12 protein-coding genes are annotated in these 14,736 nt (G+C 70.5%); 11 read left to right on the forward strand and 1 reads right to left on the reverse strand.

Annotated elements, in window-relative coordinates; translation table 11 throughout:
• Nucleotides 1-159 precede the first annotated feature (159 nt).
• Entirely contained in the window at nt 160-672 is a 513-nt protein-coding gene (locus tag BIU95_RS02650) for a hypothetical protein (RefSeq protein WP_071250230.1), read from the reverse strand.
• 144 nt (nt 673-816) lie between these two features.
• On the opposite strand from BIU95_RS02650, the gene BIU95_RS02655 reads away from it, so the two are divergent.
• The 11 genes from BIU95_RS02655 to BIU95_RS02705 all read left to right on the forward strand — a co-directional run bounded on the left by BIU95_RS02655 (nt 817) and on the right by BIU95_RS02705 (nt 14,719).
• The gene (locus BIU95_RS02655) at nt 817-1,659 is read left to right on the forward strand and encodes a PhzF family phenazine biosynthesis protein (protein WP_071250232.1); all 843 of its coding nucleotides are present in this window, start codon (nt 817-819) and stop codon (nt 1,657-1,659) included.
• 201 nt (nt 1,660-1,860) lie between these two features.
• Nucleotides 1,861-3,219 (forward strand): extracellular solute-binding protein, encoded by a 1,359-nt coding sequence (locus BIU95_RS02660; protein WP_017888132.1) that lies wholly within the window; start codon nt 1,861-1,863, stop codon nt 3,217-3,219.
• A gap of 241 nt (nt 3,220-3,460) precedes the next feature.
• Nucleotides 3,461-4,345, forward strand: coding sequence for a carbohydrate ABC transporter permease (locus BIU95_RS02665; protein WP_236559590.1), 885 nt, complete (start codon nt 3,461-3,463; stop codon nt 4,343-4,345).
• A gap of 62 nt (nt 4,346-4,407) precedes the next feature.
• A complete protein-coding gene (locus BIU95_RS02670) occupies nt 4,408-5,244 on the forward strand; it encodes a carbohydrate ABC transporter permease (RefSeq protein ID WP_031260255.1) in 837 nt (278 codons plus the stop codon).
• Nucleotides 5,245-5,348: 104 nt separating this feature from the next.
• Nucleotides 5,349-8,384 carry a glycoside hydrolase family 38 C-terminal domain-containing protein gene (locus BIU95_RS02675; protein ID WP_042539820.1) on the forward strand — a complete coding sequence of 1,012 codons (3,036 nt, stop codon included), beginning with the start codon at nt 5,349-5,351 and terminating at the stop codon, nt 8,382-8,384.
• Between the two features lie 421 nt (nt 8,385-8,805).
• Nucleotides 8,806-9,546, forward strand: coding sequence for a histidine phosphatase family protein (locus tag BIU95_RS02680; protein WP_056071900.1), 741 nt, complete (start codon nt 8,806-8,808; stop codon nt 9,544-9,546).
• The gene (locus BIU95_RS02685; protein ID WP_017888127.1) at nt 9,536-10,399 is read left to right on the forward strand and encodes an NAD(P)H-hydrate dehydratase; all 864 of its coding nucleotides are present in this window, start codon (nt 9,536-9,538) and stop codon (nt 10,397-10,399) included. Before BIU95_RS02680 ends, BIU95_RS02685 begins: the two co-directional genes overlap by 11 nt.
• A 228-nt stretch (nt 10,400-10,627) precedes the next feature.
• The gene (locus BIU95_RS02690; protein WP_017888126.1) at nt 10,628-11,770 is read left to right on the forward strand and encodes an ABC transporter substrate-binding protein; all 1,143 of its coding nucleotides are present in this window, start codon (nt 10,628-10,630) and stop codon (nt 11,768-11,770) included.
• Between the two features lie 5 nt (nt 11,771-11,775).
• Nucleotides 11,776-12,741 (forward strand): ABC transporter permease subunit, encoded by a 966-nt coding sequence (locus BIU95_RS02695; RefSeq protein WP_071250408.1) that lies wholly within the window; start codon nt 11,776-11,778, stop codon nt 12,739-12,741.
• On the forward strand, nt 12,738-13,652 hold the full coding sequence (locus tag BIU95_RS02700; protein ID WP_082509733.1) for an ABC transporter permease: 915 nt from the start codon (nt 12,738-12,740) through the stop codon (nt 13,650-13,652). The genes BIU95_RS02695 and BIU95_RS02700 overlap by 4 nt, the downstream gene beginning before the upstream one ends.
• On the forward strand, nt 13,649-14,719 hold the full coding sequence (locus BIU95_RS02705; RefSeq protein WP_071250234.1) for an ABC transporter ATP-binding protein: 1,071 nt from the start codon (nt 13,649-13,651) through the stop codon (nt 14,717-14,719). The genes BIU95_RS02700 and BIU95_RS02705 overlap by 4 nt, the downstream gene beginning before the upstream one ends.
• The last annotated feature ends 17 nt before the right edge of the window (nt 14,720-14,736 follow it).

The raw sequence follows: 14,736 nt of genomic DNA on the forward strand, positions 1-14,736 counted from the left end.
CCACGCCCCACGTCGGGGCGATGAGTGTGCAGAAGACGTCGGGTTCGCGGTGCGGACCCGACGTCTTCTGCTCACCATGCGCGGTGGGCGCGACCGCGCGGCGGACTGGAGGCGCGGTGCGGGGCCGCCCCGCGCCTCCAGGCCGGTGGGTGGCTGCGGTCAGTCCGCCGACCCGTGCATGGTCTGGGTGTCGTCCTGACCGGGGATGGCGTCCTTCGTGGTCCAGCCGTACCAGCGGCCGTCGATCTCGGTGACCGCGCGACCGTCGCCGCAGGTGACGAGGCCCTTGGTCGGAAGACGCTCCGGCAGGAAGTCGGCGGTCATCGCCGTGCCGCCGTATGACGTGTCGAGCGGGGTGCAGGCGTCCACGTCCACGCCGTCCTTCGAGGCGAACCCGATGACGTACCCGGGCTGCGAGACGTGGAGGCGGACGTCGATGTCCTTCGCGTCCTTCGGCACCCACTTCGGCATGAAGAAGGCCAGGTCCTCGGACTCCCCGGAGTGCGGGGCGTCGGAGTACGTGTCGAAGTGCTTCTGCGGCGTCTTGTTCGGCACCATGTCCTGGATCGCGCTGCAGCCGGCGGTCAGCAGCAGGGCGGACACCGCAGCCGTGGTGGCGAGGGCGATCCGGAGGGTGCGGCGAGCGGTGGTGGGGCGCGTGTCGGTGCTCATGGATCCAGTCTCACGACGAACGCGTCGCTGAAACATCACGTGCGCACCCGGATGTGGTCGGGGGTTACCCCCACCCGCCACGCCGGGCCACCCGTCGGTGATCGGCCCGCGCACCCCGTCGTGACGCCGCAGTATCGTCGGGGCATGCAGCAGGAGATCCTCCGGTACACCGCGTTCGCCGCCGAGCCGGGCGGCGGCAACCCCGCAGGGCTCGTGCTCGACGCGGCCGGACTGTCCGACGACCAGATGCTCGCGGTCGCCCGGCAGGTCGGGTACCCCGAGACCGCATTCGTCGTGGGTGCGACGGCGACCGGGCCGCGGGTCCGCTACTTCTCGCCGAGCGCCGAGGTGCCGTTCTGCGGGCACGCCACCGTCGCGCTGGCCGTCGCGCTGGCCGAGCGCGAGGGGCCGGGCCGCCGGGTGTTCACGACCCTGGCCGGCGAGGTCACGCTCGATGCCACCGTCGGTGCGGACGGCTCGGTGCTGGTCGCGATGACGAGCGTCGAGCCGGCGACACGGGACATCGACCCGGTTCTGCTGGTGCGGCTGTTCGACCTGCTCGGGCTCTCGGCCGCGGACATCGCTCCGGGGTTCCCGGTGCTGGAGTCCTTCGCCGGCAACTGGCACCCGGTGCTCGTGCTGCACGACTACGAGCTGTTCCACCAGTTCCGGTTCGCGCCGGGGCCCCTGGCCGAGCTCAAGCGCGAGGCCGGTTGGGCGGGGACGGTCACGGTGCTGCACCGCACCGGCGACCGGGAGTACGAGGCGCGCAACCTGTTCCCCGCCGGGCGCATCACCGAGGACCCGGCGACGGGATCGGCAGCGGCGTCGACCGGGGCGTACCTGCGGCAGATCGGTGCAGCGCATCCGGGCGACCGCGTCACGATCCGGCAGGGGCGACACGTCGGGCGTCCGAGTCTGCTGCTCGTGGACGTGCCCGAGGCCGGCGGGATCACGGTGACGGGGAGCGCGACCCCGATCTCCTGACGGACGTTCCTTCCCAGGACGCACGCGATGGGAAGCGGAATCGGGCGTACCTGGTCGAAACTTCCGACCCGGTACGCCCGATTCGACCCGGCACGCCCGAATCCGCCAGGCAACCACTTGACACGGTTAAGTCAATACGGTGGACTAATCCTGCGCGCGGGCGATGGTGCCCGCGGACATCACCCGTGCAAAGGAGCACCGATGAAACGCACCCGCATCATCGCCGGACTCGCAGCTGTGGCCGTGGCCGCAGTCGGTCTGGCTGGCTGCTCGAGCTCGGGGTCCGCCTCGAGCGACACGATCAAGATCGCGTACCAGAAGTTCGGCGCCTTCCAGCAGCTCGACGCCCAGATGAAGGTCGTCAAGAAGCAGTACGAGAAGGACAACCCCGGCAAGAAGGTCACCCTCGTGCCCATCCAGGCGCAGGGCAACGACTACTACACCAAGCTCGCGCTCATGAACAAGGCGCCGGCCACCGCCCCGGACGTCATGTACGAGGACACGTTCCTCGTCAAGGCCGATGCCGAGGCGGGCTACCTGCTGCCACTCGACAAGTACACGGACAAGTGGGACGAGTGGGACCAGTTCTTCGACAACGCCAAGCAGGCCGGGCAGGGTGACGACGGCAAGATCTACGGCGTCCCCATGGGCACCGACACCCGAGCCCTCTGGTACAACAAGGACATCTTCAAGAAGGCCGGGCTCGACGTCCCGTGGAAGCCGAAGACGTGGGACGACGTGCTCGCGGCGGCGAAGACCATCAAGGAGAAGCAGCCCGACGTCATCCCGTTCAACATCTACTCGGGCAAGGCGCAGGGCGAGGCCTCGACCATGCAGGGCTTCGAGATGCTCCTGTACGGCGCCGACGGCTCCGGCAACACCCTGTACAAGGACAAGAAGTGGGTCACCGGCTCGAAGCAGTTCGAGGACTCGCTCAAGTTCGTGAAGGACGTCTACCAGGGCGGCCTCGGCCCGACACCGCAGCAGGCGCTCGACACGAACGTCGGCACGACCATCGCCCAGACGTGGCTGCCGAAGGGCAAGCTCGCGATCGACCTGGACGGTTCGTGGCAGTCCGGCACGTGGCTGAAGTCCGGCACCGCGCCGTGGCCCGAGTGGAACGACGTGATGGGCCAGGCACCCATGCCGACCCAGAACGGGCAGGCTCCCGGCTACAACTCGATGTCCGGCGGCTGGACCCTGGCGGTCGGCGCGAAGTCGAAGAACCCGCAGGCGGCGTTCGACTTCATCACGAGCTTCCTCGACAAGGACGGTTCGCTCAAGTACGACACCGAGAACAGCCAGATCGCCGTCCGGAAGGACGTCGCGGACGACCCGGAGTACACGGCGGCGAACCCGACGTTCAAGTTCTTCTCGGGGCTGGTGGAGAACACCAACTTCCGCCCGGCGACGAGTGACTACTCGCAGGTGTCCAACGCGATCCAGGTCGCGATGGAAGCGGTCATGACCGGTCAGCAGTCGCCGAAGGACGCGGCTGCCGCCTACGACAAGGCCGTCACGCAGGTGGTCGGCAAGGAGAACACCGTCTCCGCTGGTTGACGGTCCGTCACCCACTGACGGACTGGAGGCGCGGGGCGGTCCCGCACCGCGCCTCTCCCAACCGCACGGCCGACGCGCCGCTCCGCAAGCTCCGCGGCGCGTCGGAACCGGCGGTCGGGGCCCAGTCCGTCCTTCCCCACCTTCGGAACCCCTCCGCACCCGGAAGGCACCCATCGTGTCCAGCACCCCCCTCGCGCCGACGCTGTCGGCGCCTGGTGCGCCGAAGCGCACCGATCCACCCGTGCCGCGCAAGCGGCGACCACTGCGGAACGTCGGACGAGCCGTCCCGCTCCTGCCCGCCCTGGTCCTGCTCGTCATCTTCCTGCTCGGTCCGGTCATCTCGTCGTTCTACGGGTCGTTCACCAACTCGGCCCTGACCGGTGCGAGTGCGGCCGACCAGCAGTTCGTCGGCTTCCAGAACTACGTCGAGCTGTTCCAGGACCCGGACTTCCCGAAGTCCGTGATCCTGACCATCGTCTTCCTGCTGGCCTCGGCCGTGGTGGGGCAGAACGTGCTCGGGCTCGGCCTGGCGCTGCTGATGCGCTCGGCGAACAAGGCCATGCGGGCGATCGTCGGCACCTTCGTGGTGGCGGCGTGGGTCCTGCCCGAGATCGTGGCGTCCTTCGCGGCGTACGCGTTCTTCAACGACGAGGGGACGCTCAACACGTTCCTCGCGTCCATCGGGATCACCGGCGCGAACTGGCTCTACACGTACCCGATGCTCGCCGTGATCCTGGCGAACATCTGGCGCGGCACCGCGTTCTCGATGCTCGTCTACTCGGCCGCCGTGCAGGAGGTCCCCGAGGAGATCACCGAGTCCGCCGAGGTCGACGGCGCCACCGGCTGGCAGCGGCTCGTCTACATCACGCTCCCGGTGATCCGCCGGAGCATCTCGACGAACCTCATGCTCACGACGCTGCAGACCCTGTCCGTCTTCACGCTGATCTTCGTGATGACCGGCGGCGGCCCGGGCACGAACTCGTCGACCCTGCCGATCCTGGCGTACCAGGAGGCGTTCAAGTTCTCGCAGCTCGGCTTCGGGACGGCGATCGCGACCATCCTGCTCGTGGTGGGGGCGGTCTTCTCGATCATCTACATCCGAGCTCTCAAGCCGGAGGTGGACTGATGGCCATGACAGCCCCGTCCCTCGACCAGACCACGACCCGATCGGTGACCGCACCGGGGTCGATGCACATGACCTCGCCGCGCGGCCGCACCATGCGGTGGGTGTCGAACGTCGTGCTGCTCGTCATCGCGGTGTGCTTCGCGGTGCCGCTGCTCTGGCTCGTGCTCGCCTCGTTCGACACCCAGGCGTCGCTGTCGGTGAAGCTGCCGTCGCAGTTCACGCTCGACAACTTCGCCAAGGTGCTCACCCCCGAGCTGTCGTTCATCCCGCTCGCGAACAGTCTGCTGCTCTCCGGCGGCACCGCGGTCGTCACCGTGGTGTTCGCCCTGCTGGCCGCGTACCCGCTGTCCCGCTACAAGATGCGCGTCAACAAGCCGTTCCTGTACAGCATCCTGTTCGGCACCGGCCTGCCGATCACCGCGATGATGGTGCCCGTCTACGCGCTGTTCGTGTCGCTCAACCTGATCGACAACGTGTGGGGCTGCATCTTCTTCCTCGCCGCCACCAGCTTGCCGATGGCGATCTGGATGGCGAAGAACTTCATGGACTCGGTGCCGATCTCGCTCGAAGAGGCGGCGTGGACCGACGGCGCCTCGATGCTCACCACCCTGACCCGCATCGTGATCCCGCTCATGCGTCCGGGCATCGCGGTCGTGTTCATCTTCGTGTTCATCCAGGCGTGGGGGAACTTCTTCGTCCCGTTCGTCCTGCTGCTCTCGCCCGAGAAGGTGCCCGCCGCGGTGAGCATCTTCAACTTCTTCGGGCAGAACGGGGCGGTGGCGTACGGCCAGCTCGCCGCGTTCTCGATCGTCTACTCCGTGCCCGTCATCGCCCTCTACGTGATCGTGTCCCGAGGCCTCGGCGGCGGCAACGCCCTCGCCGGTGGCATCAAGGGCTGACGCCGGCCCCACCCCCGCAAGACACCGGTGTTCGCGCGTCGAACACCCGCGAACCGCGGTTCGATCCGCGAACACCGGTGTTCCGCGAACCAGAAAGGAAGCACATGCACCAGGACGAACCGCTCGTCGAGGCCCGGATCGCCCGCCTCGTGCGCGACCGTGTCGACCCCGCCGTCCTCCGTCGCTCGGCGCCGGTGACGATCGAGGCGTGGGAGGTGCCGGGCGAACCGGTGCCGTTCGACGCCGCCGTGGGCGAGACGTACACACCGTTCACGGTGGGATCGCACTGGGGCGGGCGCCCGTGGGGCACGACGTGGTTCCGGGTGACCGGTACCGTGCCGGCGGACTTCGGCACCGCGCAGGGGACCACCGCCGAGCTCCTCGTCGACCTGGGGTTCACCAAGCGGCAGCCCGGGTTCCAGGCCGAGGGACTCGCGTTCCGCGCCGACGGCTCCACGATCAAGGCGATCGAGCCGCGGAACGACACCGTGCCGCTCGAGGTCGGCCCGGGGGAGTCCTTCGAGCTCTGGATCGAGGCCGGGGCGAACCCCGACATCGGCGGCGACTCGTTCCAGGGGGCGACGCCGCTCGGCTCGCGCTCCACCGCCGGCGACGACCCCATCTACCGCCTGAAGGCCCTGGAGGTCGTCGAGCGGGACGACACCGTGTGGGAACTGCAGCAGGACCTCTGGGTGCTGCGCGGGCTGATGGCCGAGCTCCCCACCGACGGCACCCGCGGCGCCGACATCCTGCGCGCGCTCGAACGGGCCGCCGACGCCCTGGACCCGGACGACGTCGCCGGTACCGCCGCGGACGCCCGGCAGGTCCTGGCGCCCGTGCTCGCCGTCCCCGCCAGCCCCGCCGCCCACCGTGCCATCGCCGTCGGGCACGCCCACATCGACTCCGCCTGGCTGTGGCCCGTGCGCGAGACGAAGCGCAAGTGCGCCAGGACGTTCTCGAACGTGCTCGACCTGATGGACCGCGACCCCGACTTCACCTTCGCCTGCTCGTCCGCCCAGCAGTACGCGTGGATCCGCGACGAGTACCCCGAGGTCTTCGCGCGCATCAAGCAGCGCGTCGCCGAGGGCCGGTGGATCCCCGTCGGCGGCATGTGGGTCGAGTCGGACACCAACCTGCCCGGCGGTGAGGCCCTGGCCCGCCAGTTCGTCGCCGGCAAGCGCTTCTTCCTCGAGGAGTTCGGCATCGACACCCCCGAGGCCTGGCTCCCCGACTCGTTCGGCTACTCGGGCGCCCTGCCCCAGATCGTCCGCGCCGCCGGCTCGAAGTGGTTCGTCACCCAGAAGCCGTCGTGGAACGAGACGAACGTCATCCCGCACACCTCGTTCCACTGGGAGGGCATCGACGGCTCACGCGTCCTGACGCACCTGCCCCCGGCCGACACCTACAACTCCGACGTCTCACCGGCCGACCTGCGCCGCGGCGAACGGAACAACAAGGAGCGCGGCACCGCCAACACGTCGATGCTGCTGTACGGCTTCGGCGACGGTGGTGGCGGTCCCACCCGCGAGATGGTCGGTGCCGCACACCGCCAGCACGACCTCGACGGGTCGCCGCACGTGACCCTCGGCACGCCCGCCGAGGTGTTCGAGCAGCTCGAAGCCGAACTGCCGACGCCCGGGGTCTGGTCGGGGGAGATGTACCTGGAGTTCCACCGCGGCACCTACACGTCGCAGATCCGCACGAAGCAGGGCAACCGCCGCTCCGAGCACCTGCTGCGCGAAGCCGAGCTCTGGGCAGCGACGGCGGCCGTCCGGCTCGGCAGCGAGTACCCGTACGCCGAACTCGAGGACGCATGGCACACCGTCCTGCTGCAGCAGTTCCACGACATCCTGCCGGGGTCGTCGATCGCGTGGGTGTACGAGAACGCCGAGGAGCAGTACGCCCGGGTCGCCGAGGTGCTCGAGGGGCTGATCGGGAGCGCGACGACGGCGCTCGCCGCAGGCGGGAGCGGTGCCGCTGCCGGCGCAGCCGACGACACCGCGTCGGTCGTGCGCTTCAACGCCTCGCCGGTCGCGGCGGGGGAGGTGACCGCCCTTGCAGGTTCGGTCGTCCACGCGCCGCGACCCGTGCCTCCCGTCCGGGCAGGCGACCGCTTCGTCTTCGACACCGGCGTCGTCACCGCGACCATCGACGCTGCCGGCCACGTCGTGTCGTTCGTCGACTCCGCGACCGGACGCGACGCGATCGCGCCAGGCGCCACGGCGGCCGAGTACACGGTGTTCCGCGACACCCCGAACCAGTGGGAGGCCTGGGACATCGACCGCGCGTACCAGCGCAACGGCACGGTGCTGTCGGCGTCGTCGGTCGCGATCGCAGGCGACGCGCTCGTGGTCGAGCGGTCCTTCGGATCGTCGACGCTCACCACGCGCTACTCGGCGGTGCAGGGCGAACCCGAGCTGACCGTCGAGACCGAGGTCGACTGGCACGAGCACCAGAAGCTGCTGAAGCTCGCGTTCCCGATCGACGTGCTCGCGTCGTCGGCCTCGAGCGAGATCCAGTTCGGGCACATCGACCGGCCGACGCACCAGAACACCTCGTGGGACCACGCCCGGTTCGAGACCTCGGCGCACCGCTGGGTGCACGTCGCGGAGCCGGGGTTCGGGGTGGCCGTGGCCAACGACTCGACCTACGGCCACGACATCACGCGTGAGACCCGGGCGGACGGCGGGACCACCACGCTCGTACGGGAGTCGCTGCTGCGCGGACCGACGTTCCCGGACCCGAACGCCGACCAGGGGCACCACGTGTTCCGGACGGTGCTGCGGATCGGGGCCTCGGTGCTCGACGCCGCAGACTCCGGGTACCGGCTGAACCTGCCGGTGCGGAGCGTCCCCGGGTCGACCCCGATCGAGCCGCTCGTCACGGTGTCGTCGCCGCAGGTGTTCGTCGAGGCCGTCAAGCTCGCCGAGGACCGCTCCGGCGACGTCGTCGTGCGGCTGTACGAGGGGCTCGGGGGCCGGGCGACGGACGTCGGGGTGGCCTTCGGGTTCGACGTCGAGTCGGTGTCGCAGGTCGACCTGCTCGAGCGGCCGCTGGAGCGCTCGTGGTCGGCCGGTCAAGCAGTCGCGTTGACCCTGCGTCCGTTCGAGATCGTGACGCTGCGCGTGCGTCGGGCCTGAGGCAGCGGGCCCGGCGCACTGCTGGGAGGGACCACGGCGCCGGACGGGACACGGGTGCGTTCCGTTCGGCGCCGTGTTGTGCGCGGGGCGGCTGGGCGGAATCGGGGCTGACCGGGTGGCGGGGCTGGCCGGGTGGAATCGGGCGTCGCTGGTCGAATCGGGCGTACCTGGTCGGAACTTCCGGCCAGGTACGCCCGATCCCGCTTGGCATCGCGCCCGTTCTGGGAAGGAACGTCTTCCCTCCACAACCGCCCAGGCCTGGAGGCCCGTCCACAGTTCGCGACGTCGGCCCGCTGGGCGGGTGGCCGGTCCGGCATTGCGGACGCGGCGTTGCGAGGTGGGTTCGACGTCGGCGACCTCGCGTGGGGTGACCTCGTCGCACCGGTGAACCGGCACAGCACGCTCTGGCTAGCGTGGCGGCATGGCAGTGCAGGAGATCTGGCTCGTCCGTCACGGCGAATCGGTCGCGAACGTCGCAGCGGCTCGGGCCGAGGCAGCGGGGGACGACGTCATCGACGTCGAGTTCCGCGACGCCGACGTCCCGCTCAGCCCGCTCGGCGCCGCCCAGTCACGTGCTCTCGGGCAGGAGCTCGCCGACCGCGGGATGGACGACGTCCCCGTCGCGCTCTGGGTGTCGCCGTACCTCCGCGCACAGCAGACCATCGCCATCGCGCTCGAGGCAGCCGGGCTCGCCGAACCCCGCAAGCGTGTGGACGAGCGCCTGCGCGACCGCGAACTCGGCGTCCTCGACCTGTTGACCCTGCAGGGCGTCCGCAACCGGTACCCCGACGAGGAACGCCGCCGGCAGTGGCTCGGCAAGTACTACCACCGGCCCGCGGGCGGGGAGTCGTGGGCGGACGTGATGCTCCGGCTCCGGACGCTCCTGGGTGACCTCGAGCGGGTCGACGGTGTCGAGCGCCTGGTGATCGCCGCACACGACGCCGTGGTGATGCTCGCCGTCGCGGTGTGCCTCGACCTCGACGAGCCGGCACTCATGGAGTTCGCCCACACCCACGCGGTCGCCAACGCCTCCCTCACCCGACTCCGACGCGACGGCGCCGGGTCGCCGTGGGTCCTCGAGGAGTTCTCCTCGGTCGGACACCTGGACGACGACGAGGTCACCCAGCACACCGGCCGGAAGGACGACGAACATGTCCACTGAACCCGTCACCCCGAACTTCCTGCGTGACTGGCCGCTGCCCGAACCCGGTGCCGGCAAGTACGGCCGCGGGCAGGTGCTCGTCATCGGGGGTGCGGCTCGCACCCCGGGAGCCGCGCTGCTCTCGGCGCTCGCCGCACTCCGCGTCGGCGCCGGTCGCCTCACCCTGGCCGTCGGCCGGAGCGTCGCGAACGAGGTCGCGGTCGCCGTGCCCGAGTCCGGGGTCGAGCCCCTCGACGAGGACGAGGACGGGCACATCGCCGTCGGCGCGATCGAGGGCATCGCGGACAGCGCCTCGAGCGCCGATGCGGTGCTGGTCGGCCCGGGACTCGACGAACCGGACGGTTCCCGTGACCTCGTGGCCGGACTCGCCGACGTCGTCGGTCCGCGGACCACCGTCGTGCTCGACGCCTTCGCCCTCGGTGTCGCCGCCGACGTACGGGACCGCCTCGAACCGCTGCGTGGACGGCTCGTGATGACGCCGAACTCCGGCGAGGCAGAACGCCTGCTCGGTCGGGAGTGCAGCGACGACGACGTGGCCGACGCCGTCGCGATCGCGAACCGGTTCGGTGCGGTCGTCGCCCTCGGTGACGCCATCGCGACACCGCACGGTCGTGCGTGGCTCAAGGGCACCGGCTCGGGTGGTCTCGGCACCAGCGGGAGCGGGGACGTGCTGTCCGGCGCGGTCACCGGGTTGCTCGCCCGCGGTGCCGATCCGGCACAGGCCGTGGCGTGGGCGTCGTACGTGCACGCTGCCGCCGGTGACCGGCTCGCGGTGCAGGTCGGACCACTCGGCTACCTGGCGAGCGAACTCGTGACCGAGATCCCGCGGGTCCTCGTCGAACTCGGAGCCTGAGCGCGCTCGGAACGGCCCGCGGGACCGTCGTCGTGAACCGCATCCGCGCCTCCAGGCCGGGTGCGGGCGCGACCCTGCGCCCAGAACGAGCAATGCGTACAGCCGCACCCGCTGTTCCGCCGTCGTTCACCACCGGAGCACGGGCCGGAAACCGGCTGCGTCCACGATCGACCAGAACCCGGACACCCGGTCTGGCGCAGCACCCTCTCCCACCCGAAAGGCCCACCCGTGCAGCACAAGCGCACCCTGGCCGGCATCGCCCTGGCCGCCGCCGCAGTCGTCACCCTCGCCGGATGCTCCTCGACGAGCTCCGCCAGCACGAGCAAGGGCGACGCCGACTGGAAGACCACCACCAGCGCCCAGTCCGCCGGCGGCATGGACGCCCTGGTCAAGGCCGCCAAGGCCGAGGGCCAGCTCAACGTCATCACGCTCCCGCCGACGTGGGCCAACTACGGCAAGATCATCGACGGCTTCACCAAGAAGTACGGCATCAAGATCAACTCCGCGAACCCGAACGGCTCCAGCGCCGACGAGGTGGCAGCGGTCAAGTCGCAGAAGGGCCAGTCCACCGCCCCCGACGTGCTCGACCTCGGCAACGCCGTGCTGCAGGAGAACCTCGACCTGTTCGCCGACTACAAGGTCGCGAACTGGGACGACATCCCCACCAACCTGAAGGACAAGGACGGCGCCTGGACGCGCGACTACACCGGCCTGATGTCGATCGGGTACGACTCGTCGAAGATCTCCGACGCCCCGAAGGACATGACGGACCTGCTCGGTTCCGAGTACAAGGGCAAGGTCTCGATCGGCGGCGACCCGACGCAGGCCAACCAGGCCGCGTCCGCGGTGTACCTGGCGGCGCTGGAGAACGGCGGCTCGGCCGACGACATCACCAAGGGCGTCGACTTCTTCGGCAAGCTCAAGCAGGCCGGCAACTTCCAGAACGTGCTGCCGACGCAGGCCACCGTCGCCTCGGGTGAGACCCCGGTCGTCGTCCAGTGGTCGTACAACAACCTGGCCTGGGGTCCCGCCGCCGGCGGCTCGGGCAACAAGGACTGGAAGACCGTCGTCCCGAAGGGGCAGGCGCTCGGCTCGTACTACTCGCAGGCCATCAACAAGGACGCCCCGCACCCCGCGGCCGCCCGCCTGTGGGAGGAGTACATCGCCAGCCCCGAGGTCCAGAACCTGTACCTGCAGGCCGGCGCCTTCCCGTCCACCCTCGCCGCGCTGACGAAGTCGGGCAAGGTCGACCAGGACGCCCTCGACGCTGCCGGTGGTGCGCCGAAGGACTACGTCGAGCTGACCGACGCGCAGGTCGCCGCCGCCGCGAAGGTGCTCAAGGCCAAGTGGTCCTCGACGATGGGGTCCTGAGCAGCATGACCACCGCATCGGCAGACGCGCCCGCGACGGCGACGAGCGCCCCGAGCACTGCGCGCACGGCGTCCGCGGCGGCGCCCGCCGATGCCGTCCGACGCGGCGCCGGACCCCGTGTCCGGCGCCGCGTCGGCCTCGCCTGGCTGGGGCTGACCCCCTTCGCCGCCTACGTCCTGCTCTTCCTCGCCGTCCCCGCCGTGATCGCGATCGGCAGCGGGTTCTTCGACGGCTCCGGCGCGTTCACGCTCGCGAACCTCGCAGCCTTCGCCGACCCCTCGGTGCTGCAGGCGTTCGCCGGGTCCTTCGGCCTGTCCGCCGCCTCCGCGGTCATCGGCGCGGTCATCGGCGCGGTCGTCTGCTGGGCGCTCTCGGCGCTGCGGCCGGACGGACTGGTCCGGTCGATGATCGACTCGGCGGCCAGCGTCCTCGCCCAGTTCGGCGGCGTCATGCTCGCGTTCGCGTTCATCGCCACGATCGGCGTGCAGGGACTCGTCACGACCTGGCTGGTCACGGTCTTCCACGTCGACCTCAACGCCGACGGGGCCTTCCTGTACACGGTGCCCGGGCTCGTGATCCCCTACGTCTACTTCCAGGTGCCGCTCATGGTCCTCACGTTCATGCCCGCACTCGAGGGCGTCAAAGCGCAGTGGGGTGAGGCCGCGGCGACGCTCGGCGCCTCGCGCCTGACGTACTGGCGCCGCATCGCGTTGCCCGTGCTGGCGCCGGCGTTCTGGGGGTCGCTCCTGCTGCTCTTCGCGAACGGCTTCTCGTCGTACGCCACCGCCGCGGCCCTCATCTCCCAGGGCGGCATCGTGCCGCTCACCATCCGCACGCAGCTCACCAGCGAGACGATCGTCGGCCTGCAGAACGTCGCCGGGGTGCTCGCCTTCGGCATGGTCGTCGTGATGGCGGTCGTGATGGGCGCCTACTCGCTGCTGCAGCGCCGGGCCGCCAGGTGGCAGCGATGAGCGCCGCGGCTCCGGTGCGGCCGGTGCGGCCGGTACGTCCCGTCCGGTCTGGAGGCTCGTCCCGCGTCCGCCGGTTCGGCACCGCCCCGTCCCGTGGTGCGGCAGCCATCGTGCTCACCGTGATCGGGCTCCTGTTCGCTGTCCCGCTGGTCGCGCTGCTGCAGTTCACCTTCCGGCAGGGCACGGACGGTGGGCTCACCCTCGCGCACTGGGCGGCGATCGGTGACCCGGCCAACGCCTTCACCTACCAGCCGGTGTTCGACGGGCTCGGGGCGTCGTTGCTCATCGCCGTGATCACCGTCGGGATCGTGCTGTTCGTGCTGCTGCCCGCCCAGATCATCACCGCGCTCCGCTACCCCAGGCTCCGGAGCGTCCTGGAGTTCGTCTGCATCGTGCCGATCACCGTGCCGGTCGTGGTGCTCGTCGTCGGGTTCATCCCCGTGTACCAGGTCGTCTCGCAGGTCTTCGGGTCCGGCTCGTGGACGCTGGCGTTCGCGATCGGCATCATCACGCTGCCGTTCGCGTTCCGCCCGATCGCGGCCGCCATCACGGCGACGGACCTGATCGTCCTGTCCGAGGCGGCCCGGTCGCTCGGCGCCTCGTGGTGGACCGTCACCTGGCGCGTGCTCCTGCCGAACCTGCGCCGGGGCATCACCGCCGCGTGCTTCCTGACGATCACCGTGGTCCTCGGCGAGTACACCCTCGCCTCGTTCCTCTCCCGCTCCACGTTCCAGACCGGGCTCGTCCTCGTGCAGGGGACCGACCCGTACGTCGCCGCCATCTTCTCGGTCGCCGCGCTCCTGTTCGGCTTCGTGCTGCTCGTCCTCATCGGCCGGATCGGGACCCGCCGCACCACCCGCGTCCGCCGCACCCGCACCACCCGTCGTCCCCGACTCGAGGAGTCCGCATGACCGTCACCGCCCCGGCAGCCCCGGCGTCCCTCGCCACCACCGGCGCGGTCGTCGAACTGCACGCCGTCGAGAAGCACTACGGCCCGCACCGGGCCCTCGCCGGACTGTCGCTCCGGGTCGAGCCGGGGGAGTTCGTCTCGCTCCTCGGTCCGTCCGGCTGCGGCAAGACGACCGCGCTCCGAGCACTCGCGGGCCTCGAGGCCATCGACGTCGGCTCCATCCGCATCGACGGCCAGGACGTCGCGGACACCCCGGTCAACAAGCGCGACATCGGCATGGTGTTCCAGCAGTACTCGCTGTTCCCGCACATGACGGTCCGGCAGAACGTCGCCTTCGGTCTCGAGATGCGCCGGGTCCCCGCCGCCGAGCGCAAGACCCGCGTCGTCGAGGCCCTCGACATGGTCCGCCTCGGCGAGTTCGCCGAGCGGTACCCGCACCAGCTCTCGGGTGGGCAGCAGCAGCGTGTCGCCCTGGCCCGAGCGCTCGTCACCCGGCCCCGTGTGCTCCTGCTCGACGAGCCGCTGTCGGCGCTCGACGCGAAGGTCCGGGTCTCACTGCGCGACGAGATCCGCCGCATCCAGAGCGACCTCGGCATCACCACCGTGTTCGTCACGCACGACCAAGAGGAAGCGCTCGCCGTCTCCGACCGGATCGCCGTGATGCAGGCGGGTGACATCGAGCAGATCGGCACGCCCGAGGAGCTCTACCGCACCCCGTCGTCGGCGTTCACCGCGGACTTCGTCGGGCAGTCGAACCGGCTGCAGGGCGACCTGCGCGGCGCGGACGTGTTCGTCTACGGGTTCCGCGTGCCGGCGCTCGACTCGTCGATCGCGGACGGACCGGTGCTCGCCTACGTCCGACCGGAGGACATCGCCTTCGCCGCCGAGGGCGTCACCGGCACCGTCGTCAGCTCGAGCTTCCTCGGGTCGATCCGCCGCACCACCGTCCGCCTGGACGACGACACCGTCGTGACCGTCCAGCACGAGGTCGGTGACCGCCGGGCCACCGGCGACCCCGTCGCCGTGCGCCTGCTCGGCGCACCCGTCGCCGTCGCGCCGCTCGCGTAGTCGCGAGGGCGACAGTT

The organism is Curtobacterium sp. MCBA15_007 (assembly GCF_001864905.1).
GTDB lineage: Bacteria > Actinomycetota > Actinomycetes > Actinomycetales > Microbacteriaceae > Curtobacterium > Curtobacterium poinsettiae.